The organism is Hyalangium gracile (assembly GCF_020103725.1).
Classification (GTDB): Bacteria; Myxococcota; Myxococcia; order Myxococcales; family Myxococcaceae; genus Hyalangium; species Hyalangium gracile.
This window is the reverse complement of record NZ_JAHXBG010000022.1, coordinates 17,414-33,926: the sequence shown is the minus strand read 5'-3', so window position 1 is coordinate 33,926 and position 16,513 is coordinate 17,414. Positions and strand designations below refer to the sequence as shown.

20 protein-coding genes are annotated in these 16,513 nt (G+C 70.3%); 4 read left to right on the top strand and 16 right to left on the bottom strand.

The features are described 5' to 3' along the window. Nucleotides 1–147: 147 nt before the first annotated feature. The gene (locus KY572_RS34405; protein ID WP_224247913.1) at nucleotides 148–504 is read left to right on the top strand and encodes a (2Fe-2S) ferredoxin domain-containing protein; all 357 of its coding nucleotides are present in this window, start codon (nucleotides 148–150) and stop codon (nucleotides 502–504) included. Nucleotides 505–626: 122 nt separating this feature from the next. Here the strand turns inward: KY572_RS34405 and KY572_RS34400 are convergent, their stop codons facing one another. Together KY572_RS34400 and rnk are read right to left on the bottom strand one after the other, a co-directional pair. Beyond that, on the bottom strand, nucleotides 627–884 hold the full coding sequence (locus KY572_RS34400; RefSeq protein ID WP_224247912.1) for a hypothetical protein: 258 nt from the start codon (nucleotides 882–884) through the stop codon (nucleotides 627–629). A 29-nt stretch (nucleotides 885–913) separates the two neighbouring features. Further along, on the bottom strand, nucleotides 914–1,333 hold the full coding sequence (gene rnk, locus KY572_RS34395) for a nucleoside diphosphate kinase regulator (protein WP_224247911.1): 420 nt from the start codon (nucleotides 1,331–1,333) through the stop codon (nucleotides 914–916). Nucleotides 1,334–1,865: 532 nt separating this feature from the next. Between rnk and KY572_RS34390 the strand changes: the two genes are divergently transcribed. Next, nucleotides 1,866–2,558, top strand: a complete 693-nt coding sequence (locus KY572_RS34390) for an OmpA family protein (protein ID WP_224247910.1) — start codon at nucleotides 1,866–1,868, stop codon at nucleotides 2,556–2,558. Here KY572_RS34390 and KY572_RS34385 read toward each other — a convergent pair. Next, nucleotides 2,535–3,683, bottom strand: a complete 1,149-nt coding sequence (locus KY572_RS34385; RefSeq protein ID WP_224247909.1) for a M48 family metallopeptidase — start codon at nucleotides 3,681–3,683, stop codon at nucleotides 2,535–2,537. The two genes, KY572_RS34390 and KY572_RS34385, sit on opposite strands and share 24 nt — an antisense overlap. Then, nucleotides 3,655–6,246 carry a CHASE2 domain-containing protein gene (locus KY572_RS34380; protein WP_224247908.1) on the bottom strand — a complete coding sequence of 864 codons (2,592 nt, stop codon included), beginning with the start codon at nucleotides 6,244–6,246 and terminating at the stop codon, nucleotides 3,655–3,657. Before KY572_RS34380 ends, KY572_RS34385 begins: the two co-directional genes overlap by 29 nt. A gap of 94 nt (nucleotides 6,247–6,340) precedes the next feature. Here KY572_RS34380 and KY572_RS34375 point away from each other — a divergent pair, with 94 nt between their 5' ends. Then, nucleotides 6,341–7,204 carry a hypothetical protein gene (locus KY572_RS34375; protein ID WP_224247907.1) on the top strand — a complete coding sequence of 288 codons (864 nt, stop codon included), beginning with the start codon at nucleotides 6,341–6,343 and terminating at the stop codon, nucleotides 7,202–7,204. Between the two features lie 88 nt (nucleotides 7,205–7,292). Here the strand turns inward: KY572_RS34375 and KY572_RS34370 are convergent, their stop codons facing one another. The 8 genes from KY572_RS34370 to KY572_RS34335 all read right to left on the bottom strand — a co-directional run bounded on the left by KY572_RS34370 (nucleotide 7,293) and on the right by KY572_RS34335 (nucleotide 11,636). Beyond that, entirely contained in the window at nucleotides 7,293–8,384 is a 1,092-nt protein-coding gene (locus KY572_RS34370; protein ID WP_317987938.1) for a hypothetical protein, read from the bottom strand. 121 nt (nucleotides 8,385–8,505) lie between these two features. Next, the gene (locus KY572_RS34365; RefSeq protein ID WP_224247906.1) at nucleotides 8,506–8,787 is read right to left on the bottom strand and encodes a YtxH domain-containing protein; all 282 of its coding nucleotides are present in this window, start codon (nucleotides 8,785–8,787) and stop codon (nucleotides 8,506–8,508) included. A 48-nt stretch (nucleotides 8,788–8,835) separates the two neighbouring features. Beyond that, complete coding sequence (locus KY572_RS34360) at nucleotides 8,836–9,285, bottom strand: hypothetical protein (RefSeq protein ID WP_224247905.1); 450 nt, start codon at nucleotides 9,283–9,285, stop codon at nucleotides 8,836–8,838. 34 nt (nucleotides 9,286–9,319) lie between these two features. Then, on the bottom strand, nucleotides 9,320–9,520 hold the full coding sequence (locus KY572_RS34355; RefSeq protein ID WP_224247904.1) for a hypothetical protein: 201 nt from the start codon (nucleotides 9,518–9,520) through the stop codon (nucleotides 9,320–9,322). A gap of 55 nt (nucleotides 9,521–9,575) precedes the next feature. Next, complete coding sequence (locus tag KY572_RS34350; RefSeq protein WP_224247903.1) at nucleotides 9,576–9,791, bottom strand: DUF3618 domain-containing protein; 216 nt, start codon at nucleotides 9,789–9,791, stop codon at nucleotides 9,576–9,578. Further along, a complete protein-coding gene (locus KY572_RS34345) occupies nucleotides 9,781–10,233 on the bottom strand; it encodes a phage holin family protein (protein WP_224247902.1) in 453 nt (150 codons plus the stop codon). Before KY572_RS34345 ends, KY572_RS34350 begins: the two co-directional genes overlap by 11 nt. Before the next feature lie 139 nt (nucleotides 10,234–10,372). Next, nucleotides 10,373–11,140, bottom strand: a complete 768-nt coding sequence (locus KY572_RS34340) for an endonuclease/exonuclease/phosphatase family protein (RefSeq protein WP_224247901.1) — start codon at nucleotides 11,138–11,140, stop codon at nucleotides 10,373–10,375. Nucleotides 11,141–11,153: 13 nt separating this feature from the next. Then, nucleotides 11,154–11,636, bottom strand: a complete 483-nt coding sequence (locus KY572_RS34335) for a hypothetical protein (protein WP_224247900.1) — start codon at nucleotides 11,634–11,636, stop codon at nucleotides 11,154–11,156. A 260-nt stretch (nucleotides 11,637–11,896) separates the two neighbouring features. On the opposite strand from KY572_RS34335, the gene KY572_RS34330 reads away from it, so the two are divergent. Beyond that, on the top strand, nucleotides 11,897–12,898 hold the full coding sequence (locus KY572_RS34330) for a M23 family metallopeptidase (protein ID WP_224247899.1): 1,002 nt from the start codon (nucleotides 11,897–11,899) through the stop codon (nucleotides 12,896–12,898). 13 nt (nucleotides 12,899–12,911) lie between these two features. Here the strand turns inward: KY572_RS34330 and KY572_RS34325 are convergent, their stop codons facing one another. From KY572_RS34325 to KY572_RS34310, 4 genes are all read right to left on the bottom strand, one after another. Further along, complete coding sequence (locus tag KY572_RS34325) at nucleotides 12,912–13,697, bottom strand: enoyl-CoA hydratase/isomerase family protein (RefSeq protein WP_224247898.1); 786 nt, start codon at nucleotides 13,695–13,697, stop codon at nucleotides 12,912–12,914. Beyond that, nucleotides 13,640–14,350, bottom strand: a complete 711-nt coding sequence (locus KY572_RS34320) for a TetR/AcrR family transcriptional regulator (protein ID WP_224247897.1) — start codon at nucleotides 14,348–14,350, stop codon at nucleotides 13,640–13,642. The genes KY572_RS34325 and KY572_RS34320 overlap by 58 nt, the downstream gene beginning before the upstream one ends. 87 nt (nucleotides 14,351–14,437) lie before the next feature. Continuing rightward, nucleotides 14,438–15,988 carry a hypothetical protein gene (locus KY572_RS34315; RefSeq protein WP_224247896.1) on the bottom strand — a complete coding sequence of 517 codons (1,551 nt, stop codon included), beginning with the start codon at nucleotides 15,986–15,988 and terminating at the stop codon, nucleotides 14,438–14,440. A gap of 146 nt (nucleotides 15,989–16,134) precedes the next feature. Next, nucleotides 16,135–16,485, bottom strand: coding sequence for a helix-turn-helix domain-containing protein (locus KY572_RS34310; RefSeq protein WP_044193679.1), 351 nt, complete (start codon nucleotides 16,483–16,485; stop codon nucleotides 16,135–16,137). Between the last annotated feature and the right edge of the window lie 28 nt (nucleotides 16,486–16,513).

Genomic DNA, 16,513 nt, shown 5'->3' with positions numbered 1-16,513 from the left:
GGCCCGCCCTCCTCCGTCCCCGGTGGAGCTGGCGGGCCGGTGCCGTTTCGGGGCTGCCCGGGTGCTCTCTCACCGAATGAGAAAGCTTGGAGGCCTACGGCAGCGCACCTTCCCCACTGGAGACAAGTCCCGTAGGTTGAAGCCTCGATGAAGCGCTACCGCCTCTCCGTGTGCAAGGGCATGGACTGCAAGGGCAATGGGTCCGATGCCGTGTTCGCCGCGGCGAAGGAAGAGCTGGCGAAGCACGCGGTGGGGCCTCGCTGCGAGGCGTACCGCGGAGGCTGCTACGGCTTCTGCCACATGGGTCCCAACGTGGTGATCCGCGAGGACACGGGCCGCAAGCGCGATCCGCTCTCGCCCGAGGACTACCAGCTGATGGGCTGGCCGGGCGAGGTCTACTACTCGCGCATGACGCCGGAGAAGATGCGCCGCGTGGTGGCCGAGCACATCGCGCAGGACAAGCCCGTGCGCGAGTTCTTCGGCGATCCGGACGAGCAGGAGTAGGCCACACCTTCGGGGAGCCCCCTGTCCCGAGCGCGGTTTCCGAACTGGTATGACAAGCAGACAGGTTCGGGAACGACGCGCCCGACGGGCTCCCTCTCCGGCGGCTTCGGAGCGCCGTCGGCTCAGCACTCCTTGGAGGGAGGCTCCAGCTCCTCGCCGAGCGTCCGCCGCAGCGCCTGCGCGAGTCGCCGCATCGCGAACCCCTCGAAGTCATCCACCGGGTCGATGCTCGCGGGGAACACCTCGAGGAGGCTGTCGAGCATGGCCTGCACCCGGCGCAGGCGCTCCTCCGCCCCGGCCGCGCCGCCTGCCTCGTTCTCTGGCGCCTCTTCGAGCAGGAAGGCGGCGTGGATGACGTTCTGCCATCGGTCCTGGCGCATGTCGTTCACTCCTGGGCGCGAGGCCCGGGCTACAGGTGGAAGTGGCCAGCGGCCTCGGGCTGATAGGGCACCGCGACGATGCGCAGGTGGCGGGTGCGCCCGCCGGGCACGGGCCACTCGATGGCCTGGCCCTCGGAGAGTCCGATGAGCGCGCTCCCAATCGGCGCCAGCACGGAGATGCGTCCCTCATCGCTGCTCGCATCCTGCGGGTAGCAGAGCGTGACCTGCCGCCGCTGGCCCGTCTCCACGTCCTCGTAGATGACGGTGCTGTTCATCGTCACCACCCCCGGTGGGACATCATGCGAGCTGCGCACCTCGGCCCTGGCCAGCTCCTGCTCCAGCATCTCGGCCAGCTCCGCGTTCCGCCCGGCGCCATGCACCTCGATCACTCGCTGCAGGCGGTCGAGGTCTGTCTCCGTCACGATGATGCGGCGCTCCTGGGTCGTCATGGGGTGCTCCTCCTGTGCAGAGGGGCCGCGTCGCGGCCCGGGTTCAGTCGAGGTGAGGTGGAACGGGGCCACGGCCCGCCCCGTGGGGCACGGCCGAAGACAGCCTCCCGCTTCCTCCTTCGGAGACGCGCGGGAGTCCCGGAAACGCCGCTCGCCGAGACCTGGAAGTCAGCGACGGGCGGCGTGGAGCCCAAGCCAAGCCGTGGCCTGACTGTGGGCGAACAGCACCCGGCGCACCGCCGCCCCGTGCGTCCACGACTTCATCGGCACTGGGTACGAGGGCTTCACGGGCTCAATCACCTGGACACGTGTGCGTGGCACACATCGCGGATGATAACAGCGCGATCTCCTCACACAAGCTTTGAGGGCCAAGGAGTCCGACGAGCGACACCCCTCCCCTCTCCCTGTGGCTCACGCTCCCCTGCCTGCTCCTGCCTGCAGGCCAGCGAGCAAGCGGTCGAGGCATGAAGACGGCTCCGTGAATGCCCACTCCTGAAGTCCCTTCGAATCAGGAGACACAAGGAGGCTTCACGTGAACGCAAGGAAGATGGGCTGGGTGCTGGTGCCAGTGGTGCTCCTGGGCGCGGCGGGCTGCGCGACTCCTGGCAAGCGGACGGCCACCGGGGCCGCGGCGGGAGCCATCGTGGGCGGCGCCGCGGGTGGGCTGATCGGAGAGGACTTCGAGGGAGCCGCCGTTGGCGCGGCGGCCGGCGCGGCAGCCGGCGCGGCCGTGGGCAACTACCTCGACAAGCAGGCGCGCGAGCTGGAGCAGGTCGCGGAGACCGAGCGGACGGACCACGGAATCCTCCTGAACCTGCGCAGCGAGCTGCTCTTCGAGACCGACAGCGCCGTGCTCACCGAGGACGCCATCACCCAGGTGACCCGCATCGGCGACATCCTGGTGAAGTACCCGGAGGACCAGCTCCGCATCGAGGGCCACACCGACAGCCGAGGCACCCTCTCCTACAACGAGGCGCTCTCCCTCCGCCGCGCCGAGGCCGTCGCGCGAGTGCTCACCTCACGCGGGGTGGCCCCGAACCAGATCCTGGTCCTGGGAATGGGCGAGAACCAGCCGGTCGCCTCGAACGACAACTCGGCGGGCCGCTCCGCCAACCGCCGCGTCGAGCTCCACATCTCGGTGCCCCCGGATGCGCAGGGCGTGAGCCAGAACACGCGCCCTGACGAGCGGGGCCGAACCTCCTCAAGGGCTCTGCGCTCCATGTGAGGCCCGCACCTCAGGCGAAGCCTTCACGGACGCCATGGCCTCCAGGAAGCGCCTGGTGCGCGCGGACACCGCCTCCGCCGAGGGCCAGCTCCTCGCCGCGCCGAGCGCTTCGAGCCGCTCGCCGATGATCTCCAGCCGCTCCACGGGTGGAGGGTGCATCCGGAGCCAGGCATGCTTCGCCGGGACTTCCCGGGCCATCCGCTGGAGCAGCGCGGGGAGCGCTCGCGCGTCATACCCCGCGGCCTGAAGGATGCGGACGCTGATGCGGTCCGCCTCCAGCTCGAAGTCTCGGGGGAAGCCCTCCCGGTACAGGTTCGCGGCTTCCAGCCCGGCGCCTCCGAGCAGCGACTCGGTGCCTCCCGTCTCCGACCCGCTCGGGGGAGCACCGGAGGCGGAGCCCTCCTGGGGCGGGGAGCCCTGGCCGAAGGCAGTGAGCGCGGGCGAGGACTCCTTGCGCGACGCGTGATCGCACATGAAGGCCTTGAGCACCTCCACGCCATGGCCCCGCTGCACGTGCGCCACCTCGTGCGCGAGCACCGCCGCCAGCTCCTCCTCGCTCTCGAGCGAGCGCAGGAAGCCGGTGGAGATCATCACCACGCCCCCCGGATTGCCGACGGCCCGAGGCTCCTCCGAGGGCATCACCACGAACTGGTAGCCCGCCAGCGGCCACGGGCGGTTGTCGAGGTAGCGCTCGGGGCGCCGGGCTCGGTCCGGCCCGTTGCCATTTCCCACCGCCTCGGCGACCAGCGCGAGGTACTGGCCCACCTGCTCCACGTAGCGGGCCACCGGATCGCTGGCCGGCAGCGGCTCCGCCCCGAGCGCGGCGAGCTGGCGCTGCGTCACCCCGCGGCCGAGCGCATCCTCCTGCTCCGGCCCCAGCTCGTAGGCCTTGCGCCGCTCCAGGTCGCAGCCCGAGAGCACGGACGACATCGAGCCGAGCCACTCCGTGCGCTCGGCCAGCGTGCGGTTGAGCTTGCGCCGCTGGACCTCGATCTTCTCCTCCGCCCGAGCGATGAAGGCGGGCTTGTCCGTCGCCTGGCAGGCCGAGAGCAGCCCGGCGAGCAGCGCGCCGGCTCCGAGCCGCCACGGGCTCCGCTCACTTCTCTCCGACCTCGTAGACACCATCCCAGTCCTCCGACGGAGCCGCGATCAGGAAGCGCCGGCACCGGCCCGCGAACACGTCCGCGACCGAGTCCTGATACTCCGAGGCGCAGCGCTCGAACAGCGCGAGCGCCTCGTCGAAGCGGCGGTGGTGATAGGCCGTCTGCGCCTGCTCGTACACGCCGAGCATCTCCTGCATGCGCGGGGAGATCTCTCCGTGGCGCCCCAGCAGCTCATGAAGGCGGATGGGCGCCGTCTTGCCGCGCACCAGCACCCGATCCACCTCGCGGAAGACATAGGCGTCGCGCGCGATCTGCGCGGTGCTCTCGCCCACCAGCACGAGGGTGCCATAGAACTTGTTGCAGCCCTCGAGCCACGAGGCCACGCCCACCGCGTCGCCGAAGACGGTGTAGTTGGACTTGAGCTCGGTGCCCATGTCGCCCACCACCACCGTCCCGCTGTTGATGCCGGCGCGGAACTGGATGCGGTGGCCGTACTTCTTCTCCCAGAGCGGCTGGCGCTCCAGCAGCACGGCGCGCATCTTCAGGGCGGCCTCGCAGGCCAGGTGCGCGTGCCGGTCCGTGCGCACCGGAGCGCCCCAGAAGGCCATCACCGTGTCGCCGATGTACTTGTCCACCTGGCCGCCCGAGGAGCGCACGGCCATGGTCATCTCCGTGAGGTACTCGTTGAGGAACTGCACGAGCCGCTCCGGCTCCATCTGCTCGGAGAGCCGGGTGAAGCCGGCGATGTCGGAGAAGAACATCGTCATCTGCCGGCGCTCGGGGTGCACCAGCAGGGTGAGGTCGCGCGTCACCAGCCGCGCCACCTCGGGGCTCACGTAGCGCCCGAGCGCGTGGTTCACGAAGTCGCGGATCTCATCCTCCGTGCGCACGGTGTACAGGGTGGTGAACCCGAACGTAGCCACCATCGCGAGCACCGGGCCCGCCACGGCGATCCACAGCTGCCGCTCGATGAAGACGTAGCGGGCCACCAGGAAGTAGCCCACGCCCAGCAGCACCGCGCTGGAGAAGTAGAGGACGGCGCCGAAGCCCGAGCGGAAGCTGCGGCTGAAGAAGAAGGCGAAGGCGGCCCCGAGGAAGGCCATGCCCATGGTGGCCTGGAGATCCAGCCGGGGCGCCGCGCGGCGGATGCCCTGGGACTGGAGGATGTTCTCCAGCGACTGGGCCAGCACGGAGCCACCGGGCGTCGCCTTGCCGATGGGCGTGGCCTTGTAGTCGGTGGCGTAGGTGGAGGTGTTGGTGAGGATGACGGCGCGCTTCTCGAGATCGTGCGCCGAGCGCGCGGGCCGCCCCTCGCTGACGTCGAAGAGGTTGAGCAGGATGTTCCACGCGCGGATGGAGCGGAACACCGAGGCGCCCGCCGTGCGGCCCGCGTCCCCCGCCTCCCAGCGCATGAGGCTGTAGCCCGTCTCGTCCATGGGGAAGGAGTAGGCGTCCCCCACGTGGAGCCGGCCGTCGGCGTAGCGCAGCTTCCGGGTGCCGGCCAGCTTCATGGCCGCGGCCAGCGGCAGGGAGGGCAGCACGTGGCGCTCGCCCTCGCGCGGGGCGTAGCTGACCAGGTGGAGCATGCCGCGCACGGTGCCGTCCGCGTCCGGGAAGCCGGTCACCGCGCCATAGAGGCTCTGCGAGCCCAGCAGCTGCACCACGGGGTGCTGGAGCGTGCGCACCTGCAGCAGCCGGGAGGCATCCAGCCCCTCCACCTCCACCTCGGCCAGGGAGACGAAGAGATCCAAGGCCGTGAAGCGCGAGGCGTCGTCGGAGTTACGGCGCTCGCGCACGGGCGCAGGGCTGGCGCCGAACCGCGCGGCGAGCGTCTGGCCCTCGCGCTCGTCCTCCACGCCGGCCCACACCTCCACCTTGTCCTCCGAGGGGATGAAGAAGGCGGGCCGCTGCGCCGCGAGCACCTCCTGGGCCTGGGTGCGCGCCTGGGACTGGTTGGCGTGACTGCCCAGCCGCACCCGGTAGGGCCAGAGCTGGAACGCGGGCGGGCTGACGCGGGGCACGCTCCAGGAGAAGGCGAGCGCGGAGTGGCCGGGCTCCTGGTTCAGCAGGCGGCGGAAGGAGCCGTCATCGGAGGCCTCCTCGGCGCCGGGCTGCGAGGCGGAGCACCCGCGCGGGCTCAGCTCGGGGAAGAGCATGTCGATCAGCACGACGGAGGCGCCCTCCTCCACCAGCCGCCCTGTCATCTGACCGATGAGCTCCCGCGGCCACGGGTAGGAGGCGAGCCCCGGGTGCTGGCTCTGGCGCGCGCTGCTCAGCGTGTCGTCGTCCACCGTCACCACGACGACGCGGTCCTGCGGCTTGGACTCCTTGGGGCGCTGGCGCTGGAGCGACTCGCCCAGGGCACGGACGCGCGCGTCGTAGGTGACGCGCTCGGGGCGGTCGAGCAGCTCGACCAGGTGGGCCAGCACCGTCTGGGGCGCGCCTTCCGTCTCGAGCTGCGTCCGCGGCACGCGAACGGAGACGAGCCCTCCCATGAGGCCACCGAAGATGGCCATCTGGAGCAGGGCAAACCCCAGCCGCTTGAGGAAGCGGCGGCCGGGAGACTGGACGGAGGGGTTCTGCACGGGGGCGCGAGGATAGCGCGCTCACGCGCGTCCTGCCTGGGGACTGATATGGTCCTTCGGTGGGCCGGCCACCTTCCGGAAGGATTCGATTCCGATGAAACGCCTCTTGCTGTTCTCCGCTGTTTCCGCCTGCTTCCTCGCTCCCCTGGCTTGCGATCTCGAGAAGACCGCCAACCAGATCTCCGCCGAGACGGTGATGGTGGGCACCATGCTCTCCACCCCGGACGTCCCCTTCTCGCCCGAAGTCGCCGCGGGCTTCGACGGGGGCGTCAACCCGGACGGAGGGCTGTACAACGTCACCATTCCGGGCCAGACGGCGGCCATCGTCTTCCTGGGCACCCGCAAGGGGGAGAACTCCGCGCCCCAGGGCCTGACGGGCGCCACCGTCACCCTGCAGATCAACGGCACCCAGAAGGTGCCGCTCCCCAGCGATGGGTCCGGCTCGTACAGCCGCACCAACAACGGCGACGACTCGCTGGAGTACCAGGATGGCGCCACCTACCAGTTCATCGCGGACCACCAGGGTCAGCAGTACGTGGGCCAGGTGAAGAACGCGCCCACCCGCGAGAACATCCCGGCGCTGCACCCGCCCGGAGGAATCGTCCGCAAGCAGGCCAACACGGAGCTCTCGTTCGACCGGGCGGATCCGCCGCAGGACCAGGACCGGACGCTGGGCTTCGTCACGGTGGTGCCGGTGAGCGACAACGGGCAGCGGGGCGAGCCCACCTACACCAACGCCCCGAAGGCGCCGCTCGACTTCCTGAAGCTCGTCGCCGTGCCCACCGAGTGGCGGGCCAAGCGCGTCACCATCCCCGGCTCGGCCTTCCCACAGGCGAACCAGACGTACATGGTGATCTTCCAGGCGGTGCGGCTCGGCGACCCCGAGACGGACAACCTGTTCATCGGCAGCGCGCTGCTGGCGGGCACGGCGGACGTGGGAGTGGTGCGCACCTACTGAGGCGGTCCGAAGCTGTGCGAACTGGTCTGCTTGTCATACCAGTTCGCTACTGGTCCGCGCCCAGGGGGCGTCCAGGACTGAGCGAGCCTCAGCCCGCCTCGACCTCGAGCTCGAGCTTCCCTTCGAGCTTGAGGCGCAAGAGGTGGCCGGCGAAGCGCTCCGCCTCCTCGCGCGAGAGGATGTTGCGGAACTGGGCCCCGTCGGCCACTTCCACCTCCATCACGGGTCCGCGCTGGAGCATGCGGAAGAAGTCCTCACCGCCCGCCGGACGCGGCACGAACACGGGGAGGAATCCCTTGAGGGGAATCACCTCTCCGGGAGCGCCCAGCCGCGCCTCCAGGGCGGCGGGCTCCGGACGGGTGTCCCGCGGCGTGACGCCTTCGTCCGGGTAGAGCGGCGCGGGTGGCAGCGCGACATCCTCGGTGGAGTCGTCGAAGAGGAAGCCGTAACGGGAGGGAATCCGGCCGCTGAAGAGGAAGCAGAGCAGCACGGCCTCGTCGCCGCCGACGCGGGCCACATGGAGGATGGAGCGCGTGGCGCCCACCTTGCGCAGGAGCAGGTGGAGACGCGGGCGCGAGCCGTCGAGGTAACGCCGGACACGATCGGAGAGGGTGGTACGGATCTCCGCGAAGGCCTGCTGGTAGAAGGACTCCGACTCCGCCTCCTTGCGCGCGAGCTCCTCGCGGGCCTGGGAGAGCCGGGCCTCGGCGCCACGCAGGAAGGTGTCCGCGCCCGCGGGCATGATGCCGGGCTGACTGCCGGGCTTGGGCTCGACGCCAGCGGCCCGGACGGCCCCCACGAGGAAGGCGCCCTGCTGATCCAGGCGCTCGCGCTCCTCCTGGAAGCGGAGCCGGGCGGTGCCGTGCTCGAGCTTCAGGGCCAGCCAGGCCTCATAAGCGGTCTCCAGGTGCTCCAGGCTGCGCAGCCGGGCGAGGACAGAGTGGGCGCCCTCCCCTTCCTGCGCCGGGGGGACGACGGCGGGCAGATCCTTCGGAGTGTCCCGGCGGAGGCGCGCCAGCCCCCGCGCGGGCGGTGGGGGCTTGGGGCTCGGCTGTGGCGGGACGGGCCTCCGCCGTCCCGTGGTGACGACGGCAGTGGCTTTCTTCGACGCTGACGGGTCGGACTTGCGCTTGCCGCCTGACGCCGCCCGACGCTGCTTCGGGGTCCTGCCCTTGGCCATGGCGCGGAGTCTACCCCCAAGCCCTCGTCCACCTCACCCCGCAAAGACGACGGGCCTCCACCGAGCGCGGGTGGCGCGCCCAGGGAGGCCCGAACCGAGGCTCAAGGCCTCGAACGTCCTGCTACACGCCGCGCGTGACGGTCTCGGTGCGCTGGGTGCCCGCGCCCGTGAGCGTGTCCTTGCCGCCCTCGAACCGGTTGCGCAGATCATTGCGCAGCTCGTTGCCCGGCTTGGGCGCCAGCATCAGGCCGACTCCCACGCCCAGCAGCACGCCCACCGTGAACGCGCCCAGCGCCGGCAGGAGATAGTCCGTCGTCTCCTTCCGAGTCTCCAGCCCGATCAGGTTGAGCAGATCATCCTTGTCCAGCTTCTTCAGCTCCTTGAGATCACTGACTCCGAACATGAGGCAACTCCCCGGGTTGAGGTGAAGGTGAGGCGCGCGTACGACGGGTCAGCTGATGTTGCCAGAGCCACCCGTCCGAGGCGACGTGCCAATGCCGGAAGCACCGACCTGTCCCCCCACGTTGGAGCCCCCGCCCACGCTGGACTGGCCCGCCTGGTAGCCCTGCAGCGCCGCCTCGGCCATGCCGAGCAGCTCGTCCTTGACGAAGGGCAGCATCGCCAGGCGCACGCCCAGCTTCAGGATGCGCCCCGTCAGCGGCGTGAAGAGCCCACCGCCCAGCACGTAGCCCACGCCCAGCGCCGCGGCCACCATGCCGTACGGGTTGCGCTCCACCCGGCCCTTGATGTCCAGCGTCTGGCCCAGATCCGACACCGCGCCGCGCGCGTTGCTCCACAGGTGCTGGGCCTCCGAACCGATCTGGTCCACGCGCTGGCCAAATCCCTGGTTGTCGCTGCTCACGCCCGTGCCATTGCTTGGGGGGTTCTGAAAGGTCGTCATGTCGTTCTCTCGAAGAGGCAGGAAACTGGAAGGCTCAGCGGCGCGAGGCGATCTTGCCGATGAGGAAGCCCACCGCCACCGCGCCCAGCAGGCACGTGCCCGGGTTGGCTCGGATGAAGCTCACCGCCCGGTTGTTGATGTCCATCAGGTTGCGCCGCGCCTCGTCGATCTGCGGCACGATACGCTCCTGGATCTCCCGCGCGCGGTCCTGGATCTGCTGAGGATTCACTTCCATCGAGGCCATCTCCTATCGGTTGGAAATACGGGTGTTGGGTAAAGCCGGGCTCGGGCTAGCGCCGCTGGCCGAGCAGGAAGCCGATCATGAAGGCCGCCCCCACGCACAGCAGCGGGCGCTTGTCCACCCAGGCGCGCCAGTCGGTGACGGTGGCCACCTCCTCGCGCAGCGCGCTGACCGACGTGGCCAGCTCCGCTCGGGTGCGCTCGATCTCGGCGCGCAGGGCGGCGGGGTTGCGAGGCGCGATCTTGGGCTGTCCATTACTGGGCATTCGAGGGCTCCTTGAGCACGTTCCGGGGCTGCGAAGGCACTGCCGCGGGCGCGCTCACCGTGGTGAGCGCCGCCACGCTTCGAGAAATCTCGTCGCTGGTGTCATCCATCACCTGGCGGTTCTGCAGGCGCGCCACGGCATGCCAGATGCCGATGCCGCCCCCCACCAGGTTGAGCCCGCCCACCACCGCCAGCGCCCCGGCGTAGCCCATCCACGCGCCGAGCACCACCGAGAGCGCTCCGCACAGGAAGACGTAGCCCACCAGCAGGAAGGGCACGAACGCGATGATGCGCGCCGCGTCCAGGCCCATGGCCTTGGCATCCTCGGCCAGCTCCATGCGCGCCAGGGTGATGTGCTGGGACACCAGGCGGCTGAAGCTGTCCGCCATCCGTCCGACGAGCGCGGAGATTCCGCGATCCGTCTGTTCCGTCCCCAAGTTCATCTGCTCTCCGGCCGGCGCTGCTGGTGTCCCACAGGCGGAGCCAACCTAGGCATCCATCCTCGCCACGACAACCCGTCGCGTGCTTCTTGTGTCCGGCGGTCGTAAGCGTCGGCCATTGAACGCCACCGGCGGGACAACGCTACCCGATGAGCTGCACGGGTGCCGAGACCGCCATGGGCTCGGTGGCGATGGGCGCCTCGAAGCGCATCACCAGCGGCAGGTGGTCCGAAGCGACCGTGGCCAAAGGGGAACGGTGAGGCCGGATGGTCAGCGGGCGGACTTGCGTGTCCACGAAGATGCGGTCCAGCCGCAGCAGCGGAAGTCGGGAGGGGTAGGTGCGTGCAGGCATGCGCAGCTCCAGCGCCGCATCATGGATGGCCCGGCGCACCAGCGCGGGCACCGGCTTGTTCCCCCAGTAGTTGAAGTCGCCGCACACCACCACCGGATCCTTGCGCACCGTGTCCCGGAGGATGTCCGACGACAGCAGCAGCCCCTCCTGCCGCCGGCGCTCCCCCAGCGACAGCCCCAGGTGGAGGCAGAAGATGTGCAGCTGCCGCCCCCCGCCCAGATCCAGATCGCAGCGCAGCGCCCCGCGCGGCTCGCGGCTCTCCACGCTCAAGTCGTAGTTCTTCGACTTGAGGATGGGCAGCCGGGTGAGGACGGCGTTGCCGTAGCGGCGGCCCTGGCGCACCACGTTCGGGCCGAAGGCCATGTGCAGCCCGAGCAGATCCGCCAGGTGCTCGGGCTGGTCCTCCCGGGACGTCTTGCCCCGGAAGTCCCCCACCTCCTGCAGGGCGATGATGTCCGCGTCGATCTCCCGCAGCACCTCGCCCACGCGGTGGAGATCGAAGCGCCCGTCGGTGCCGATCCCGCTGTGGATGTTGTACGAGACGAGCGTCAGCTCCACGGACGCGCGTTCCTCAGCCGTGCACGAGGCGCAGACGGCGCGCCGCCAGTCGCACCACCTCGAGCGGGAGCGAGGCCAGCCTCACCGCCGCCTTGCTCACATCGCCGATGCCGCTCTGGAGCGCCTCGAGCTGGCGCGTGGCCTCGTCCATCAGGTCCTGGAAGCGCCCGCGAGGCGGCAGCTCGTCGGTGGCCGGCAGCGCGCCAATGGGCGTGGTGTTCCGGTTGATCCGTGGCGTGGTGGCCACCTTCTCCGGCTCGGCGCGCGGAGCGGCGACCTCCGGCTCCTTGCGCGGCGGCGGCGGCGGCGCCAGGGCGCGCGCCTTGAGGATCTCCTCCGTCTGCGCGTGGCTCTTGCCGTAGTGGATGCCCCCATCCTGCTCCGGCAGCGCGTGACGCGAGTCCGCCAGGTGCTGCTTGTCCTGGCGGCGCAGGCTCCGGCTGCGAGGCTCGGCGGCAGGCACCTGGAAATGATCAAAGCTATAGGAACGAGGCATCCAACATCCCCCAAGTTGTGGAAGCGAGTCCGTCCGAGAAGCTAGGGAGCCCACCTGTCCCTCGGAACACCGCGCGAGAGGCCAAGACGCTCGGACGTTCGCTCCTCGACCAGCGCGGCCCGAAGTACGGCCTGGGTGTTCACCAGGCGGCGCTCCGCCGCTCGCACTGACGCCTGGTCGCCACGAGGAGCAGGCGCCCGAGCGAGCGAGGCATTCGGGAAGTCGGCGCGTCACGAATCCCGGTGTACAAAGGCGGCCACATGCCGCTTGCGCCCTTTCTTCCCCGCTCCTGCTGCCTGCTCCCCTTCGCGCTGCTCTCCCTGGGCCTGGTGGCCTTCGGGGCGGACGCCCAGCCGAGCCTCTCCGTGCAGCCCGGGACGGCGAAGCCGGGAGATCCGGTGCTGATCACCGTGCGCGGCGTGGACAACCTCCCCTCGGGCACCGTGGCGGGCCGGCCCCTGCGCTTCTTCGAGGCCGCGGGCGGCGCGTGGCAGGCCCTCTCCGGGCTCGCGGTGGAGCAGGCCGTGGGCACCGTGGCGGTGAAGGTGACGGCCCCCCGCCAGCGGGACGGCTCCCGCGTTGAGCTCGCGGGCACGCTGGACGTGGTGGAGCCGGGCTACCCGGAGCGCCAGCTCCAGGTGGCGGGCAAGTACGTCAAGCCGCCCCCTTCCGTGAAGGCCCGCATGGCCGAGGATCGCGCCGCCTTCGCCACCGCCTTCTCCCAGGAGTTCAGCCCGCCGCGCTTCCAGGGCAACTTCGCCTGGCCGCGCCAGGATCGCATCACCGCGCCCTACGGCGACCGGCGCTCCTTCAACGGCAAGCTCCAGAGCCAGCACTTCGGCACGGACATCGACGGCAACACGGGCGATCCGATCTACGCCGCCAACGACGGCGAGGTGGTGCTCACGCGCGACTGCTACAGCTCGGGCGGCACGGTGATCCTCCACCACGGCGCGGGCCTGTACACCACGTACTTCCACATGTCGCGCATGGACGTGAAGTCGGGCACCCAGGTGAAGCAGGGCGACAAGCTGGGCCTGGTGGGCAAGACGGGCCGCGTCACCGGCCCCCACCTCCACTGGGGCGTGAAGGTGGATGGGCTCTGGGTGGACGGCCTGTCGCTGCTCAAGCTGGACTTCTTCGGCACGCCGGAGCCCCGCGTGGCCACCGCCGCGCCCGGCCCGGTCCAGGCCGCACCCACCGAGCCGCTCGCCGGCAAGGGCGAGCCGGCCGCTCCCGTCACCACCAGCGGCAGCCCGTAGCCCGGAAGAGCGCCTACCGGTCGTTCCACTTCGGGGGGCGCTTCTCCAGGAAGGCGGTGATGCCCTCGGCGGCGTCCTCCGCCATCACGTTGAGCGAGAGCTGGGACGCCAGGAACTCCAGGGCCGCGGGCAGCGGCAGATCCTCGGCGGTGAAGAAGGCCCGCTTGCCGAGCGCCAGCACCGCCTGGCTCTTCCCCGCAAGCTTCGTGGCCAGCGCGCCCACGGCCGCGTCCAGCTCCGCCGCCGGCACCACCCGGTTGAGCATGCCCAGCGCCAGCGCCTCGCGCGCCGGCAGCCGCTCGCCCGTCATCACCATCTCCAGCGTCCGCTTGCGGCCCACGTGCCGCTGCAGCAGCGCCATCATCATCATGGGGAACAGCCCCACGTCGATCTCCGGGGTGCCGAACTCCGCCGTCTCGACGGCCACCGCCAGGTCGCACGCCAGCATCAACCCCAGCCCTCCGGCGAGCGCGTGCCCGTTCACCCGCGCCACCGTGGGCTTGCGGCACCCCTGCACCCGGGCGAGCAGCGCGGCGTAGGCGCGCCGGCCGTCATGGGTGGCCAGGAAGCCGCCCTCCCCCATCTGCCCCAAGTCGCCTCCGGCGCAGAACACCTTCTCCCCGGCGCCGGTGAGCACCACCACCCGCGCCGCCGCGTCCGCCTCCGCGCGGCCCAGCGCCTCCATCAGCGCCTGCACCACGGCGTGCGACAGCGCGTTGCGCGCCCGCGGCCGGTCGATGGTTATGAGCGCCTGGCTACCTTGGACCGCGTAGCGGACTTCCCCTGCTCCTTCTTCCATGGCACCTCCGGGTCTGCGTCACCGTCCACGGCGAGGACGCCGTGCAGGAAGGAGCCGGCGATCTGCTCCTTGGCCCGCTCCAGCTTCTCGGTGTCCCGGGGATCCACCAGCCCCATCACCAGCGCGGTGAACCCCATCTCGATGTTGCCGAAGAAGAGCGCCGCGGCCAGCTGAGGGTCCACCTCCGGCCGCAGCTCGCCCTGGGCCTGGGCCCGCGACAGCATCTCCGAGCACAGGCGGATGGCATCCAGGAAGGCCGTCTGCCGGTTCACCCGGCCGCCGGGGCTGCGGGCGATCTCGAGGATGAGCACCTTCACCGCCCGCGGATCCACCCGGTACGCCTCGAAGGCCACCTCGGTGATGCCGCGCACCTTCTGCGCCAGCGTGCCCTCGCCCAGGGCCACCGCGCTCACGCGCGAGACGAAGCCGCTCCAGCCCGTCTCGAAGACGGTCTCCAGCAGCTCATCCTTGTTCTTGAAGTAGTGGTAGACGAGCCCGTAGGCCACGCCCGCCTCTTTGGCGACGTCCGCGATGCGGCAGCCGTGGTAGCCCTTGCTCGCGAAGACGTTGATCGCGGCGCGGAGGATGGTGCGGCGGCGCTCGCCTTCACGCCCTCCTCCGTCGGCCGCATTGCTGCTCTGCTGCTGGCTCACACGCCCTCCGCGGCCGATTGACTCGGAAATCAGCCGCGGAGGACCCTACGGACGGCGGGGCCGCCGGTCAATGCCCTTGCGCGGTGGCTAGAACACCACGCCCGGAATCGTCGGCGAGGGGACCTGCACGATGTGCCCGTCCTCCTGGGCCGCCGTGTACGAGCAGGCCGCCGCCACCGAGAACGGGATGCCCGGGGCCGGGTACGGCGCCGGCTGCGGGTTGGTGGCCGGATCGTGCTGATCGCGGATGGAGAACTGCTCCACCGAGTAGGACGGGTAGGTGAAGGCCACACCCTTGGGCAGGTTCTCCACGATGACGGGGCCCACATTGCCGCCCTCGCAGCCGTCACCGCCGTCGTTCTGGGCGAGGCGGTTGAACCAGGGGTCGGCCAGCAGGAAGACGGCATCCGTCGCGCCGAAGTGCTGCAGGGTGATGGTGGTGCCGGAGGGCGGCTTGAGCTGCCGGACGACGGGCGCGCGGTTGAGCGCGGACTCCTCGCGGTCCAGCGGGTGCGGCCAGCCCGTCCAGATGATGCGCTCCTGCACCCAGATGAGGGTGGAGTTGTCGTACTTGCCGTTCTTGCCGTCCCACCGGCCGTTGCCGTTGGTGTCGACGTAGCGCTCGGTGTCCTGCCAGGTGCCGTCGTCGTTGTTGTCCACGAAGGGCTCGGTCAGATCGAACCTCGGATCGAACTCGCCGCCGGCCTCGTCGAACACGCCGTTGTTGTTCTTGTCGTTGTAGCCCTCCTCGCCCGTGGTGACGGCGATCATCGCCACCAGGTTGTCGCGCGGGTTGTTGCGCTGGTTGGGGCGGATCGGGTCGTCGCGGAACGGCTCGGGGCGCGGCTCCTGCGGGTTGATGAGGGTGCCGTAGTCCCGGATGGGGTTCTGCGTCCAGTAGAAGGGGTGCATCCACAGCGGGGCCAGGTACTCGCCCGTGTGGGTGGCGTCGTTGGGAGGATTCCAGGTGAACGTGCCCGGATCCGTCTCCACCGGCAGCGGGTAGGACGTCTTGTAGAGGATCTCCGCGTTGCCCACCACGTCCGACACGGAGGTGGCCGTCGGGCCCACGGTGCCCGCCTCGGTGAGGAAGGACACCTGGGCGCCGGCGATGCCGTCACCGTTGCGGTCGCCCACGTGGGCCACGCAGCGCGCCTTCACGCCCGCGATGAGGTAGCGCGTGTCATCCCAGGCGCCCAGGGCGTGCAAGCCGCCCGAGGCGTCGCCCGCGATCTGGCCGCACTGGAAGGTGAACTGCTTGCCGTTGGCGCCCGCGCCGGCGAAGGAGACCGCCGGGCTGATGGCCACCTTGTCCCCGGAGGAGGCGATCACCACCACCGAGGCCACGCGGCCATTGGCCACCAGCTGGGTGGACACGATGCCGTCGCCCACGTTGGTGGAGGAGTCCGTCGGAGACAGGGTCACCCCCGGCACCGGAGACTGCAGCTCGAAATGAACCGGCGTTCCCGCCTGAGGAGCGCCGCGACTGTCGATCGCCCGGAATCGCAGGGTGGTGATCTCCCCCAGCCTGGGATTGGTCGGAGATTGATCGACGAACTCCAGCGTGGCGGGGGGCGGCGGCGAGCACGCCATGAAGGCGCTCGCGAGCACCACGCATGAGGCCAGACCCAGACGCATCTGCTGTTACTCCTGTCGGAAGAGGAACGACCGCGCGCCACAGATGGCGCCCAGCCAACAGTTCCCCATCTTCCAGGGCTGCCCTGTGTCGAGTCAAGGACAGGGCACGGCGCCGCGGGCCTGCTCCAGGCACCGCGGCGCCATGGCTAGGCGGTGGATCCGTTGAACATCACCCGCGCCACGCCGAGCAGGCGATCGACATCTCGAGCCGTCAGCCCTCGAGCGCGGGCAAAATCCGACAGCGGGCGGAGCAGATCCTCGGTCTGAGCCAGGGACTGCTCCGTTCCGGCAAACAGCTCCCCGAGGCTCACGCCCAGGGCGCTGGCGAGCGCGGCGAGCGTCTCCACATGGGCAACACGCTCACCTCGCTCGATCATGGAGAGAAAGGACACACTGATCTGAGCCCGCTCCGCGAGCTCTTCCTGGGTCCAACGCTCAGGCCGCTGCGTGCGAAGCTCGCGGATGCGTTGGCCGATACGTTTTCCGAGTTCCGACACGAAAATCCTGCCCTCCTGGGGGTCGTTG